7 protein-coding genes and 1 CRISPR repeat array (1 of these 8 cut by a window edge) are annotated in these 14,829 nt (G+C 63.8%); all 7 genes read right to left on the minus strand.

Annotated elements, in window-relative coordinates:
- Positions 1-5,678: a CRISPR direct-repeat array (repeat unit 37 nt; unit sequence GTTTCAATCCGCCCCCGGCGCGGAGGCCGGGGGAGAC); it begins 1,617 nt to the left of the window's first position.
- A gap of 279 nt (positions 5,679-5,957) precedes the next feature.
- Positions 5,958-6,248, minus strand: a complete 291-nt coding sequence (gene cas2, locus V5E97_RS01340) for a CRISPR-associated endonuclease Cas2 (protein ID WP_406697475.1) — start codon at positions 6,246-6,248, stop codon at positions 5,958-5,960.
- A 60-nt stretch (positions 6,249-6,308) separates the two neighbouring features.
- Positions 6,309-7,340 carry a type I-C CRISPR-associated endonuclease Cas1c gene (gene cas1c / locus V5E97_RS01345; RefSeq protein WP_406697476.1) on the minus strand — a complete coding sequence of 344 codons (1,032 nt, stop codon included), beginning with the start codon at positions 7,338-7,340 and terminating at the stop codon, positions 6,309-6,311.
- Between the two features lie 45 nt (positions 7,341-7,385).
- Positions 7,386-8,072: a CRISPR-associated protein Cas4 gene (gene cas4 / locus V5E97_RS01350; protein ID WP_406697477.1), complete on the minus strand. Its 687-nt coding sequence runs from the start codon at positions 8,070-8,072 to the stop codon at positions 7,386-7,388.
- A gap of 15 nt (positions 8,073-8,087) precedes the next feature.
- Positions 8,088-9,062 (minus strand): type I-C CRISPR-associated protein Cas7/Csd2, encoded by a 975-nt coding sequence (gene cas7c, locus V5E97_RS01355; protein ID WP_074310413.1) that lies wholly within the window; start codon positions 9,060-9,062, stop codon positions 8,088-8,090.
- Positions 9,063-9,092: 30 nt separating this feature from the next.
- Positions 9,093-11,159 carry a type I-C CRISPR-associated protein Cas8c/Csd1 gene (gene cas8c / locus V5E97_RS01360; protein WP_406697478.1) on the minus strand — a complete coding sequence of 689 codons (2,067 nt, stop codon included), beginning with the start codon at positions 11,157-11,159 and terminating at the stop codon, positions 9,093-9,095.
- Positions 11,156-11,887 (minus strand): type I-C CRISPR-associated protein Cas5c, encoded by a 732-nt coding sequence (gene cas5c, locus V5E97_RS01365; protein ID WP_406697479.1) that lies wholly within the window; start codon positions 11,885-11,887, stop codon positions 11,156-11,158. The genes cas8c and cas5c overlap by 4 nt, the downstream gene beginning before the upstream one ends.
- Before the next feature lie 379 nt (positions 11,888-12,266).
- Complete coding sequence (gene cas3 / locus V5E97_RS01370; RefSeq protein ID WP_406697481.1) at positions 12,267-14,573, minus strand: CRISPR-associated helicase Cas3'; 2,307 nt, start codon at positions 14,571-14,573, stop codon at positions 12,267-12,269.
- Positions 14,574-14,829 lie beyond the last annotated feature (256 nt).

The raw sequence follows: 14,829 nt of genomic DNA on the forward strand, positions 1-14,829 counted from the left end.
GGGAGACGGCCTTGGCCGATTCCCACGCGGGCGGCCAGGCGCTGGTTTCAATCCGCCCCCGGCGCGGAGGCCGGGGGAGACTCGACGTTGAGTTTCACCTTCGGAGTTTTGCAATTTGTTTCAATCCGCCCCCGGCGCGGAGGCCGGGGGAGACCGCGGAACACTGCATGACGGCGACTATTCGATTCAAGTTTCAATCCGCCCCCGGCGCGGAGGCCGGGGGAGACCTCGTCGGGCTCACCAATGTTCGCATACCAGCGACGTTTCAATCCGCCCCCGGCGCGGAGGCCGGGGGAGACCTCGTCGGGCTCACCAATGTTCGCATACCAGCGACGTTTCAATCCGCCCCCGGCGCGGAGGCCGGGGGAGACTCGAACCGCGCGTTGACCCAGGGGAAAGTGGTGTGTTTCAATCCGCCCCCGGCGCGGAGGCCGGGGGAGACATGACCGACTGTGTCAAAGCCGTCTTGCTTGAGTTGTTTCAATCCGCCCCCGGCGCGGAGGCCGGGGGAGACCGAGCGACGGCAAGTCATGAGCGACGTCGGGCAGTTTCAATCCGCCCCCGGCGCGGAGGCCGGGGGAGACAGCCCGCCCTTGATCACGTTTTCCTGGATGACCTGTTTCAATCCGCCCCCGGCGCGGAGGCCGGGGGAGACGCCATCGCCCGCACTCGCCGCAGGTCAGGTTTTCGTTTCAATCCGCCCCCGGCGCGGAGGCCGGGGGAGACGTCGCGGCGGTCGAGGCTGAACTGGACCGGCTCAAGTTTCAATCCGCCCCCGGCGCGGAGGCCGGGGGAGACGCGCCCTGAATACCTCTTGCTCGGTGACGCCCTGTTTCAATCCGCCCCCGGCGCGGAGGCCGGGGGAGACGGGCCAGCGTCAGCGAATCGTACGCCAAAGCCTTGCTGTTTCAATCCGCCCCCGGCGCGGAGGCCGGGGGAGACTTGCGGTCGTCGCTGTGGCTGGGGGGACCGAAGCAGTTTCAATCCGCCCCCGGCGCGGAGGCCGGGGGAGACCCAAAAAACAGGGAAGTAGCCCAGATCCATCACCAGTTTCAATCCGCCCCCGGCGCGGAGGCCGGGGGAGACTCGAGCCTGCTCAGAGCCGAGTCACGATCGCCAAGGTTTCAATCCGCCCCCGGCGCGGAGGCCGGGGGAGACGTGCCAAGCCCGCCCCGATCGAGAGCGTCAGCAAGTTTCAATCCGCCCCCGGCGCGGAGGCCGGGGGAGACGTTGCTCTAGGTTCGGGTAAACCTGGGCTTGGAAAGTTTCAATCCGCCCCCGGCGCGGAGGCCGGGGGAGACTGATGTCCGAGCTTGACCGAATCGGTAATGCCCGGTTTCAATCCGCCCCCGGCGCGGAGGCCGGGGGAGACCGGCGGCCGAGAGCGGTGGCAGTTCCATGCGCGTGTCGTTTCAATCCGCCCCCGGCGCGGAGGCCGGGGGAGACGGCCGACATGGCCGAGGCTGCAACCAAGCTGGGACCGTTTCAATCCGCCCCCGGCGCGGAGGCCGGGGGAGACCAAACTCTCGGCCCACCTCTTCCAAGTGCATCGGGTTTCAATCCGCCCCCGGCGCGGAGGCCGGGGGAGACAAAAATCTGATTTCCCGATTTACTTTAGTTCAGAGTTTCAATCCGCCCCCGGCGCGGAGGCCGGGGGAGACGATCACGGTGGTGTTGCGATTCGCAGCCACCAGTTCGTTTCAATCCGCCCCCGGCGCGGAGGCCGGGGGAGACGAAGCTCAACGAAGCGGTCGGCAGCTTGGACAAGTTTCAATCCGCCCCCGGCGCGGAGGCCGGGGGAGACCCGAATGGCTTGTCATCCAGGTATACCGTAGCTCCTGTTTCAATCCGCCCCCGGCGCGGAGGCCGGGGGAGACCGATGCTGGACGTGCTTTTGGGCGCGGACCTGCTACGGTTTCAATCCGCCCCCGGCGCGGAGGCCGGGGGAGACTCAACGGGGGAGAGTCCGGGACCTCATTCCGCCAGTTTCAATCCGCCCCCGGCGCGGAGGCCGGGGGAGACCGACGACGGGCGAGACGACGATGCCTTCTCGGATGTTTCAATCCGCCCCCGGCGCGGAGGCCGGGGGAGACAGCAGGGGCAGACTTCCGCTGCCGCATACAGGCTGTTTCAATCCGCCCCCGGCGCGGAGGCCGGGGGAGACGCCAACCTCGTTCGTCCCCGCGTAAAGTTCGGTCAGTTTCAATCCGCCCCCGGCGCGGAGGCCGGGGGAGACGTCTCGGTAGCCGTGAACGATCTGTCCGTGGTACGTTTCAATCCGCCCCCGGCGCGGAGGCCGGGGGAGACGCGGTGTTGGCCCCTTTGGTGGTTCCGCCGTGGTTGTTTCAATCCGCCCCCGGCGCGGAGGCCGGGGGAGACGGGAGGCGGGAGCCTCTATCGTGTCAGGTACGACTGTTTCAATCCGCCCCCGGCGCGGAGGCCGGGGGAGACCTGTCGAACATCGCGGTCGGTGACGTGACCTGTACGGTTTCAATCCGCCCCCGGCGCGGAGGCCGGGGGAGACGGAGACGAGTTTCGCACATGGATGCTGGAAGGAGTTTCAATCCGCCCCCGGCGCGGAGGCCGGGGGAGACAGCAGTACGCAAACATCAATATCTGAGTTAGTTTTTGTTTCAATCCGCCCCCGGCGCGGAGGCCGGGGGAGACCCCACTGGATGCCGATTCCGCCTGGACCTACGGAGTTTCAATCCGCCCCCGGCGCGGAGGCCGGGGGAGACGTCTTTCCCTCGCCGCTTCCCGTGATCCCAGACGCGTTTCAATCCGCCCCCGGCGCGGAGGCCGGGGGAGACGGGGTGACCGAAGACGCCTTGATAAACAAGGGTTCGTTTCAATCCGCCCCCGGCGCGGAGGCCGGGGGAGACTCTATGCTACTATTGCTGATGACTGTATTCGGATGGTTTCAATCCGCCCCCGGCGCGGAGGCCGGGGGAGACAAGGAAGCCCCACGTTACTCTCCCTGCCTAAATGGTTTCAATCCGCCCCCGGCGCGGAGGCCGGGGGAGACGACTATGACCCCCCGAACGCCAACGAAGCGCTTCGGTTTCAATCCGCCCCCGGCGCGGAGGCCGGGGGAGACTCGACGGGAGCCACACTCACGGGCAGTTCGTGGAGTGGTTTCAATCCGCCCCCGGCGCGGAGGCCGGGGGAGACCGCGCCGTTGATCGCCGCGAAGAAAGCACTTTGTCGTTTCAATCCGCCCCCGGCGCGGAGGCCGGGGGAGACCCGACGGGCCTTTGCGACCTGGGCCTCTCGTCGAGTTTCAATCCGCCCCCGGCGCGGAGGCCGGGGGAGACCGCAGCCCCACCGCCGATCACGGCGCCCTTCCAAAGTTTCAATCCGCCCCCGGCGCGGAGGCCGAGGGAGACCTTTCGGAATCGGAACCCCAGCCTCTTGCAACCGGTTTCAATCCGCCCCCGGCGCGGAGGCCGGGGGAGACTTGCGCTCCCGGCGCCGACATGGGCGGCCATGGCTGTTTCAATCCGCCCCCGGCGCGGAAGCCGGGGGAGACATCGCTGGCGGGGGAGGTGGTAATCCGCTCAATGGTTTCAATCCGCCCCCGGCGCGGAGGCCGGGGGAGACAGCCCTGATCCGCGAGTTCCAGCGACTGCGCGTCCTGTTTCAATCCGCCCCCGGCGCGGAGGCCGGGGGAGACGCCCTCCTCGCGGCAACCGAAGAGGAGCTCGGCGAGTTTCAATCCGCCCCCGGCGCGGAGGCCGGGGGAGACATTCGGGCCACGGGTTACTTCGCCTTATCGTCGGTTTCAATCCGCCCCCGGCGCGGAGGCCGGGGGAGACGAAGTTCCAAGGTAGCGAGCGTCTGCATTCGCAGCATGTTTCAATCCGCCCCCGGCGCGGAGGCCGGGGGAGACTCTTTCTGCCCATTCGCTCGCCCTCTAGTTGTGTTTCAATCCGCCCCCGGCGCGGAGGCCGGGGGAGACGCAAGCAGACACCGCCGGTTCCCCTGCTGATCCCGTTTCAATCCGCCCCCGGCGCGGAGGCCGGGGGAGACTCGTCACAGTTCACGAGGGAGAGCTGATATTCATGTTTCAATCCGCCCCCGGCGCGGAGGCCGGGGGAGACGGCCGCTGGCGGGCAAATGGTCGTCAACCTCAAGCGGTTTCAATCCGCCCCCGGCGCGGAGGCCGGGGGAGACACGGTTCTCGCGGGGATGCAAATGAAGACGTTCGAGTTTCAATCCGCCCCCGGCGCGGAGGCCGGGGGAGACAACTCATGCTTTCGGACGAATGGATTGACTGGGAAGTTTCAATCCGCCCCCGGCGCGGAGGCCGGGGGAGACCTCCGGTGATGTCGAGCACCTTCCACTCTTTCGCGGTTTCAATCCGCCCCCGGCGCGGAGGCCGGGGGAGACTCGCCGCGGGTGCGATCGCTTTCGCCGCGGGAACAATGTTTCAATCCGCCCCCGGCGCGGAGGCCGGGGGAGACGCTCCTCGCCGTTGCGAATTAGACTCAGCGGCGTTGTTTCAATCCGCCCCCGGCGCGGAGGCCGGGGGAGACATCCCGCACACGTCGCGTTGCCTTCCCCTACTCGTTTCAATCCGCCCCCGGCGCGGAGGCCGGGGGAGACCGCAGTGAAATCGCTCAGATTTGATTGCACAATCCGTTTCAATCCGCCCCCGGCGCGGAGGCCGGGGGAGACGCCGTGCTTGCGTTGCCATTCCTTCATGAGTTGGTTTCAATCCGCCCCCGGCGCGGAGGCCGGGGGAGACTGTGGGATCGATGCCTACATCAAGGAAAGAGACCGTTTCAATCCGCCCCCGGCGCGGAGGCCGGGGGAGACCGCGCGCACCCCCGAACAACGTGTTAGACTTGCGGTTTCAATCCGCCCCCGGCGCGGAGGCCGGGGGAGACTAAGTAGTCGGTGGGGTTGGTGCCAATCCCGTTCTGTTTCAATCCGCCCCCGGCGCGGAGGCCGGGGGAGACGGCCGGCGAGTTGGTCACGCTGACCATCACTGGCTGTTTCAATCCGCCCCCGGCGCGGAGGCCGGGGGAGACTACTGGTCGGGCCCCGGCAACTTCGCCGTTTCGGGAGGTTTCAATCCGCCCCCGGCGCGGAGGCCGGGGGAGACGCCCCGATCTCAAGCCGATCGATCGCCGCGAGTCTGTTTCAATCCGCCCCCGGCGCGGAGGCCGGGGGAGACATGGAATCGCCTGCCTGAGTCCAAGAATCCCGAGTGTTTCAATCCGCCCCCGGCGCGGAGGCCGGGGGAGACATCAGCACGCAATCGAGTCCGCTCAAGTAATCGGTTTCAATCCGCCCCCGGCGCGGAGGCCGGGGGAGACACCTGGGCGAGCTCGTCGTGGGCCCGCTCGAGCAGTTTCAATCCGCCCCCGGCGCGGAGGCCGGGGGAGACCGTCCTGGTTCGGCGGAGTGATCGGCACCTGGTCAGTTTCAATCCGCCCCCGGCGCGGAGGCCGGGGGAGACGCTCGGCATGCTGGTGACGCAGTCGCAGATACTGTAGTTTCAATCCGCCCCCGGCGCGGAGGCCGGGGGAGACACGCCAGGCGATGATCGTTCGCCGCCTTGGACGTGTTTCAATCCGCCCCCGGCGCGGAGGCCGGGGGAGACAAGTACCAGACCCTCTACATGAGGATCAGTCGCGTTTCAATCCGCCCCCGGCGCGGAGGCCGGGGGAGACGGCCTGCCCTTAAGTTCAAAGGACGTCGGAGTTTGCATCGCGGAATTCGCGAATCTCTTTTTAAGCGGTGCAAAATCCGTTGTTCTTGAGAGGGAGGCTCGCCGGAAGTCATTGGGGAGGCAGCTCCTTTCGACGATCGCGAAACCACGGGGCTTGAGCCGGAGCGATGGGTTCGCGGAGAGCAAAATCATTCGGTTAGAGGGCTTCAATAAGAACGGAGAAGAACCGAATTGTCAAAGAGCGATTCGGAAGGTGGAGCCGAAGGTCGACGCCAACACGTCAGACGATCAACGGGCCTTCAAAATCGAGAGGTTCTTTGGTTCCGTAATGCTCAATACGCTTGCGAACGGTCTCGTCGAGTGGATAGAAGCGAAGGCTGTCGTGCTGGGTGTCGATGAGTGACAGCAGAGAGTCGCGGAGCAAGACCCACTCTTGCGGACCCACCACGCACTCAAAGACCGACTGCTGGACACGCTGACCGTAGTTCTTGCAGGCGGTCGCAACCTTGCGCAGGCGACGTCGACCCTCGGGGGTTGTCGTCGCGACATCGTAGGTCACTACAATAAGCATGCTTCTCTTCCGTTTCGATGAACGGGTGCCGGGATCGAGGCGGGAGGCGGTCGGGGTCCGCTAACGAACGACGCACGGGACATAAACTTCGGAGTCGCCGCGGAGATGGCGGGCGAGCAGCTTGGCTTGCAGGAACGGGAGTTGGCCGATGCGTACCGACGTGCCCAGGAGCGGGTGCGTCAATTCGTCGCGTTTACGGGCGACGTAGGCTTGCACCAAGGTCTTTCTCGCCTCGACCGACATTTCCACGGCACCACCATCGCGACGGACGAAGTCGGAGGGGCCGATCTGACGGCGGTTGAGCAAGGTCAAAACCAGGCGATCGGCCACCAAGGTGCGGAACTCCTCAACCAGGTCGAGAGCGAGCGACGGACGACCAGGGCGATCGACGTGGAGGAAACCAATGTCGGGGTCGAGCCCCGCGGCCGTCAGCGCCGCGACGCAGTCGTGAGTCATCAAGGCATAGGTGAACGACAGAAGCGCATTGACGGGGTCGAGCGGCGGTCGTCTTGAACGGCCGCTCATCGCGAGTTCATCGCGGTGGCTCCGGATCATCCGGGGGAACGCGGCGAAATAGCTTCGGGCCGAATCGCCTTCACGGCCGCGGACCGCGTCGAGTGAGTCGGCCGTGGGAAGCGATTCCACGTGTTCACCGAGCCGCGCGGCCGACGCGTTCAAGGCGGCCACATCCTCGGCATCGTCCGTCTCTCGGGCTGACCGCAGCAACGAATTTCTCGCGTTGTGGAGCTTGCCCGCGATGAACGAGCGCGCGAGCGGCAGGCACGCCTCCGGCCGATCGGACCGGCGAAACTGCTCGCGTCGGAGCAGCACGTTGCCGGAGCGGGGGGCGTCAACCCGACCGATCAGCCGCCCCGAATCGCTCAGGTACGACAGGGCGACCCCCGACTCGAGGCAGAGCCCCACCAGCCCGGGACTGACGAGGATCGGCCCGAACAAGGCGATGGCGTCGAGATGATGGATCGGCAAAGAGAGACGTACCTGCTTCTCAACCTCGACGACGACCGTCAGGTGGTCACGACGAAGATAGGCGCCGGCGGTGAAGACATAGAGTGTGTTCAGTTGCACATCCACAAAAGTTGATCCTTTCCCTCCGGGTCGACCGGAATGCCCTTCGCGTCAAGGCTGCGGATCGGAATAATGGGCCGAGAACAGGTCGCGGGCGAGCGTTTCGGCCCGACGGGGATGAGCGAACGCCTCGGGCAGGCAATGACCCCGCAGCGAACAGCCGCGACAGCGAGGTTTGAGCACGGCCGGGGGGACGGCGTGCGAGGCGAGCAGGGCATGCAAGCCGGCGATGGCCGCCTCGGTCTCGGCGCGGAGGAGGTCGCTGAACGGAACCTCGCGTCGTTTACGGCTCAGGGCATGGTAGACGGCTCCCGCAGGCACGGGCTCGCCGAGCATCTCCTCCAGGCAAAGCGCCTGGGCACAGAGTTGCACATCATCATTATTCCAGCGGCGGGACCGCCCGCGCTTGTATTCAACGGGGTAGGGGACCGCCCCCTTGGCGCGGCGGTCCCCCGTGAGCTTCGATCGCTTGTGGAACTCGACCAGGTCGGCGCGGCCGTAGAGCCGGAGCCGTTGCGAAACGATCCAGAGCCCGCGCTCGGTGCGCACGCCGGGGCGCCGCTCGACCCCCATTTTGTCAGCGCGTCGGTGGCCGATATCCCCTTGCCGGGTGTGCTCGTTGTGGACGTAGAGGGCGTCAAGGTGCCTCAAGGCCGCCCGACGGTCACAATACAAGTAGGCGTTGATGGCCGAGAGGGGGACGAGGTCGTCCCCCTCGGTGTCGTCGGATTGGGTCACGTGGATCGCCTCACGTCACGGGGTGCGCGGAGCAATGTGCCGGTGGAGCACCACACCAGGGAACTGCTTGGAGCGTCCCTTGGCGTCCCACTCCCCCTTGTCGAGATCGAGGCGGTAGTCGGCGAAGCTCTGGGGAGGCTTCTCCTTGTCGCGAAGCTCGACCGAGACGGACTCGAACAACTCGTGCGCATGGGCGCAACCGAGCCGCGCTTCGCGCCGGTTCTGCTCGGCGTTGGCGCCGGCCTGGGTGCCGACGTGTTCGAAGTCGAACAGGCCACGCACGACCATTTCGCCCCGGGCGGCCGACCGGTCGTGGTCAAACAGGTGGGTGAGAGCCTCAATTAAGAGGTTGTAGTCGTCCTGATCGAACCCCGTATTGTCGGCGAACGCGGGCGAAACGTAGCACTTGGCCGAGTAGAGTCCGTACGGCACGATGTATTTCTGGCCCATCGTCCGTTCCTTGGCGGCATCCTCTTCCTTGGTGACAGCGCACCGCGTGATCGTCACCTCCTGGAACGTGATCGGATCGAACGACCGGCCGAACGTGAACTGCGCCGGGCCACGGACCTGGCCGTAGGCTGATCCTTTCATGACCTCGTTACCCGTCGAGACCACCGCCCCGAAGGTACGGATGTCGTAGAACTCATTGCAGAGCCAATCCTTGACAAGCCGGGCGTGCTCGCCCTGATCTTTTCCTTTCTCCTTACCTTTGACTTTCCCCTTCGTTTCCTCGATCGCCTTCTCTTGCTCTCGATTCAGGACAGCGCCCTGCTGCACAAAGATTTTATAGTTCTTGCCGTTGGGCTCCGGAGCGAACATCTGGACATAATTTCTGACCTTTCGTTTCAGGCAGACGTCCGAAACGAGGCCACGGTTCGAGAGCGCATCGACGCGTGGTTGATTGCCGGCGTCGGGGTCGCCGTTCGGGTTCCCGTTGGTGACTTCGAAAAGGATCAGGATGTCGTGGCGATGGGCGATCGGCTGGGTCATGACAGGTGATCTCCACAGTTAAAGAAACGATTATTCGGACGCGGAATCAGCCAAGAATTCGTCGGTGGTGTCCAGATCGGGCGAAGTATCGCCAGCGGCTTTTCTGGCCAGATACTCCTTGAGGTCACGGTTGTCCTTGGCTTTCTGCTGGTGAAAGCCGAGGGCGAAGCGGCCTTGCTCCTGAAGCGAGAGCGTGCCGGGGAAATCGGGGGGGCCTCCATCGCTCACCGGCCGAAAGAGAGCAAAGACGTCGTCGAGCTTTCGACCCAATGCAATGCCGACATGTCGTTTTTTCTGATTTTTAACAAGCTTGGAACGGTGGTGTTTCTCGAGGCGGAGCAGGCGCGGAAACACGTTGCGAGGGAAGGTCGACGCGTTCCCATAAAACCGCGCCACGACATCGGCCCCGACGTCTCCTTGAGCGGCGTACTGAATGTCGTCCAGGATGGCCAGGAGCCTCCCACAGTTATAAGCCGGGTCGTTCGTCTCAATGAGTTGGCGTTCGAGCATGGGTTGGCGTTCGAGCATAGATCGTTTCTCCGATCGATTCAGGATCAACTTGAGCAGGGCGAAGCGGGACGTCTGAAATCGAATCGCGTTCCCCGACTGCGCGGCCGAAATCCGGAGCCGCTGCAAGAGCGAGGGGAGCAACGAGACCGGGTTGGTCTCCTCCAAGGCGGCCCGATAGAGGGCGTCGTAGACGGTGGACTGGACCTCCGAAGCCACCCGCGCGGTGGTCGCGGCCAGCGCATAGATCGAGAGCGGAAGTGGGCCGGTCCCGGCCGAATCGCCGATCGGCTCGACGTCGTCACTCGGGGTCTGGTCCTGGTTCTTCCCCTTGCGCCCACCAGCTTTCGCAACGCTGGCGGCTTTTCTCGGGACTTCGATCGGTTCGATATCGAGGTCGGTAAACCAGCGCTTCAGCGCGGCGACCGCCGCGCGGAGCGGCTCGTCGAGCCAGCGGCGCACGACGATCCGGCCGCCGTTCGCGGCGAGCGTCAAGGAGCGGAACTGCCGGGTGTCAAGCGCATGATGGAAACTCCCCTGGCCTTCGAACGCGTCAAAAAACTTTTTGACGGCATCCTGGGCGGGCGTGTCGAACAAGAGGCTGAACGCCTCGCTGATTTCCGGCTCGGACGGGATCCAGGAGCAGAGGACGGCGTTGCCAAACCTGCGCCGACAGACCTTGTCGGCGAGAATTTCATTGAGGCCGAGAGCGTAGGCCGCCGCCGCCTGCTCGGAAACCGGGGCATTCCAACCCCGCTCGAAACCGTAGGAACTGAGCGAAGGAGTCGACGTGTCGAACGAGACCAGGTAGCCGCCGATCGGCGGTAGGCCGGGGACCCCTTTGATGAGCGTGCGATGGACCTCCGCAATTTGCTGGTTCTCGAGCCCCGTGACCAGGCAAACTCCCCGGTTGTTCGCTGACGACTCGGGGGCATCGGCGAATCGCTCGCGGTTGAATTCCCCTTTCCAGTAGTCGTGGAGCGGAGAGCCCTTCTCGAACATCGGGCCGCTCGTGACGCCAACCTTGAATGTGATTGTCTTCTTGTCTAACGGAATTACTTGTGTTGCTGTGATTGCGCAAAAGGTTGGCAGGTCGTTCTTACCGAAGGGGCGGAGATCAGCGATGCTCTTCAACGCGTCTCGCCCCTCGGGCGTCGCGAGGTAGCGATCGCGGAAGGCGAGGAGGGCGGTCAGGCTGGGATCGGCGGTCGCCTTGTGGGCGTCGGCAATGCGCTGCCAGAAATGGAGGTACGCCTTCGAGGCGTTTTGGCCGTCGTCGGCGATCGGTTCGCCCGTCTTGCCGTTGCATCCGAGCACCTTGTCACAGGCCTCGGCCAGAAAGTTCGCCTTGCCCCCCGAGTTGACGCCGGGGAATTCAGGCATCCAGAGCGGCCGCCCCGGCTCCTCTTTCTGGGCCTCTTTCTTCTTGGGATCCGCGATCGTGCGGTACAGCACCTGCCAGGGAGATCCCTCGGCGATCGACCCGTCGGGCCGGATCGTCAGCACGAGATGGACAAGCCGTTCCTTGGCCTCCATCGCTTCGACCAGTCGGGCCTCCACGGCATGCTGAAACAGGGCCTGGAGAATCATCGCGAGGCCTCCCGTCGCACAAGCTGGACGCGATCGGGATGACAGGCGAGCCGGGCGTTCTCGATCTGCGCGTGGAAGAACACAGGGATCGGGGCCAGCGAGCGGCCCGACACCCGATCTCGCGGGTCGAACACGTCGTAAAGCATTAATCCGAGATCTTCCTTGGGCCACTCCGAAGCACAGAGGGCCACCTCCGAAGGGTCGGGGACGAAGGCGAAGTGGGCGTCGAATTCCCGGCAACCGAGATAAGGACGCGAGTAACACTTCCCCGACTGGGCTCGTCGCGTGAACAACCCGTTGTATTTCTCCAGCGAATCGCGTGGAGGTTCCGCTCGATGGGTCAGCCGGATCTCGGCGGTGATCAAATACTCGACGTCGGCCAGGGCCAGCATGCCGCGCTGAGTGGCATCCGCGGCGCCTCCGCCCGCCCGGATCGGCATCAGGTCGCCAGATTCGGCCATCGCCACGGCCGCGTCGCGGAACGAGACCACCTTCTTGACCTCGTTCCGCCGAAACGAGAACCAACTTCCCCGCTTAATCACTCCGATCTCATGAATGACATAAAACATCTGTGGTTCATAATAAATCGCTTCGAGCACCCCTCGCGCGGCACTCGGCGTTAAGAGCGGATACGAGACGCGTTCCGCCTTCAAATCAGGCCTGGTCGCACACGCGAAGTCGCCCCACACGCGAACCGACACAAGACTCGGACTCGCATTTTTTTTCATATCCTCTCCGATCTTTTTCCCCTTGAGACACAACCCCACGACGCCCCACACCGCGCCCCCAACAACACACGAATTCCATTCAGATCTATCGATCCAAACTCCGAATCTCACTCAACCAGAAACAACGAAGGGTTGCAAGACTTTTTTGTTTTCCCCGAACCCTTTTCAATAGTAATATACCGGCGTGTTTGCAGTTTCGGACAATGAACTTGACGAGCCAGAACCGCTGGCTCTCAATAAGGTTGCATTGCGATCGATTCACCCATTCTCGAGACTTCGCCTGCGGAGAATGGGTGCGGATTGAAACGGTATTTCACTTCTGAAAAGGGTGAAGACTCTCGGCCCGGCAGGTTGGCGGGACCGAGAGTCCCACCTCTCGTCAAATCAAGAATTGATCCGCGGGAAGTTCTCCCAAGCGAATCCCGAGGGCGTCCTTGTCGTAAGGGCCTTCGTAGTGAAGCAATCCCTCGTCGGAACCAGAGACAGGACGAAGTTGGCCGCCGAGGTGGGTGATCCACTGGGGGTAGAGGTTGACGACGAACCGTTGAAGCCGTCTTCGGTCATCGAGCGAGAGATATCCACGACGGCGAATGGATTCGAGTAGGGCGTCGGCGTTGCCGTAGGAGACAACAACTCCTTGTCCGGACTTGCCGATCATCTTGAAAAGGCGATCCACTTCGATAAAGTTCGCGGCATTGCGGGCGTTCTGGATTTCCTGGGCCGTTTCACGACCAACACCCCAGGCGATGAGCTCGCGATGATAGTCGGCGAACAACTTCGGATCCTCGAATAAGCGATCCGGATTGGCGGCGAACTTGTCTAACCACAGACGGGTCTTATTGGTCGCTTCCTCATAGAATCCGGGTGGAGTGACGGGGTCATAAGCCGGTTCGAAGACCACCACGCGCCCGCCAGGCGTCCCAGCCAACAGGGTCAATAGGCCTTCACGGTCGCAGCGCCCCGCGGCCTGAATGATCGCGTCGAGCGGGCCGATCGCGCGAAACAGGGTCGGAAAATCGAGGTCGACGCCGGCCTCAACGACCTGAGTGCTCACGACGAGGCAAGGCCCACCTTGTCGGAGGGCGTGGTAGATCGTCCCTGGCCTGGGATCTTCTTTTCTCCCCAACACGTCCTCGCGATGCGCTGGGCACATGGTGCTGGAGAGGTGAAATAAGCCCTGAACACCCTGATTTTTCAGGCAATCGTACAGATCTTGTGCATGCTTGCGCAAGTTAACGACAACCAAAGCGCGAGGTTCACTCTCCAATTGCGAGGCCAGGTAGTCCCAGGTCCAACGTCCCTCCTGGAGAAACGGGAGTTCGAGCCGTGCGCGGCGGAGGATGCCAAAGGTCCGTTGCGGATCTTCGGTCAGTTCGCGGCATTCGTTGGGTCTGAACCCGGCAGGGAGGTTGCTGGACGCTCCGAAGCTGGGAAGGGTGGCCGACCCCAAGAGAACCGAGACGCCGAAATGACTGCGCAGATCGCGAATGACGCTAAGAATGGGGTCGAGCAACGAGAAGGGTAAAGCCTGAACTTCGTCGAACAGCACGACGGACTGAGCGAAATTATGAAGCTTTCGACAGCGCCCCGGCCGGCGTGAGAACAGCGATTCGAGGAACTGCACGGCCGTCGTGACGATCACCGGAGCATCCCAGTTCTCGGTCGCCTGCTTGGCCCGGCCTCGGGCCCGCGTCTCGTGCTCGGCTCCGGAGTCGCCAACACTGTCCTCTTCCTCTCCCTCAACAGCCGAATGGTGCTCGAGCACAAGGTCGATGGGATCGCCTTCCACGGTCAACGCATTCCGGTACACCTGCGCGTTTTGCTCGATGATCGCCAGGAACGGCAAGACAACGATCACCCGCCGCAGGCCGTGCTCCTCAGCGTGTTTCAGAGCGAACGCCATCGCGGCGAGCGTCTTGCCCGACCCGGTGGGAGCGGTCAGGCTGAAGCACCCCGGCGGACGCGCCGACGCGGCAACGCAGGCGTCATACAGCTCACGCCGAACTCGGTTCACCGGTGTCGGCTCGGCGCCGGTTGATAACCGACGAACGTAGGCGTCGAGCCGCTCAAACAGCACGCGAGCCTGAAACGGAATCGGCTCGCGCGTGCGGCCCGTCATATAACCTTCGGTGTCGAGATAATCCGCATCGACGAGGCACGAGAAAAGCATCCGAATTCGAAGCTCATCCTCAAACTCCACGCAGAGCCCCTTCATGCCCCGCTTGAGATACTCCCGGAGTGGCGGTTGGCTGGCGATCGTGCCTCCGGGACATTCTCGTTGCAGCCTCGCGACCAGATCCATCGACGTCCCAAGCGGGTTGAGGGCCGGGTCCTTGAGTTGGCCCTGCAGCGCACCGAGGTCGTGCAGCCCCGCATGATGCCCCAGGATCGCCAGGACGACCGCCGTTGGAAGCTTGCTCAAGTACGCCCCCGCCGCCCCGAAAACCGAGTGCCTGGTCTCCAGTCCGCCCCGGCGCCTGCCGAACAGATACTCTTGAAATTCCCCACGAAACTTACCGAGATCATGAAGCCATCCGGCCGCGGCGGCCAATAAAGCGAAATCAGGGTCTTGAGGACAGGCCGCGTTCGCCTTCTTACTCGCCTCCGCGGCGACGTCCCGGAGATGCGGGATCAAGCCATGTGGCTTTCCATCAAAGCCATTGCGATGCGCGAACGCCTCGTTCATTCCACTTCCCTTCTTGGCGATAGGAATAGGCGGGATTCAACTCCTCAGCGGTCGAATGGGTCGGCGCGAATCTCGGGCGGCCAGGGTCAAGCGGAGCAAGATTTCACCATTTTCGCAATTATCGCAGCAGCATTCATTTGACACACTCATTTTGATGGCCTAGGCATTTTTACATAATGCAATCGCGAAACACTTGATATTCGTCGCCGTTCGCACACCAAGGCTTGGGAGATCGGTAGCAATCATGGCTGTCGAT

The sequence above is a fragment of the Singulisphaera photorubra genome (genome assembly GCF_045290345.1).
Classification (GTDB): Bacteria; Planctomycetota; Planctomycetia; order Isosphaerales; family Isosphaeraceae; genus Singulisphaera.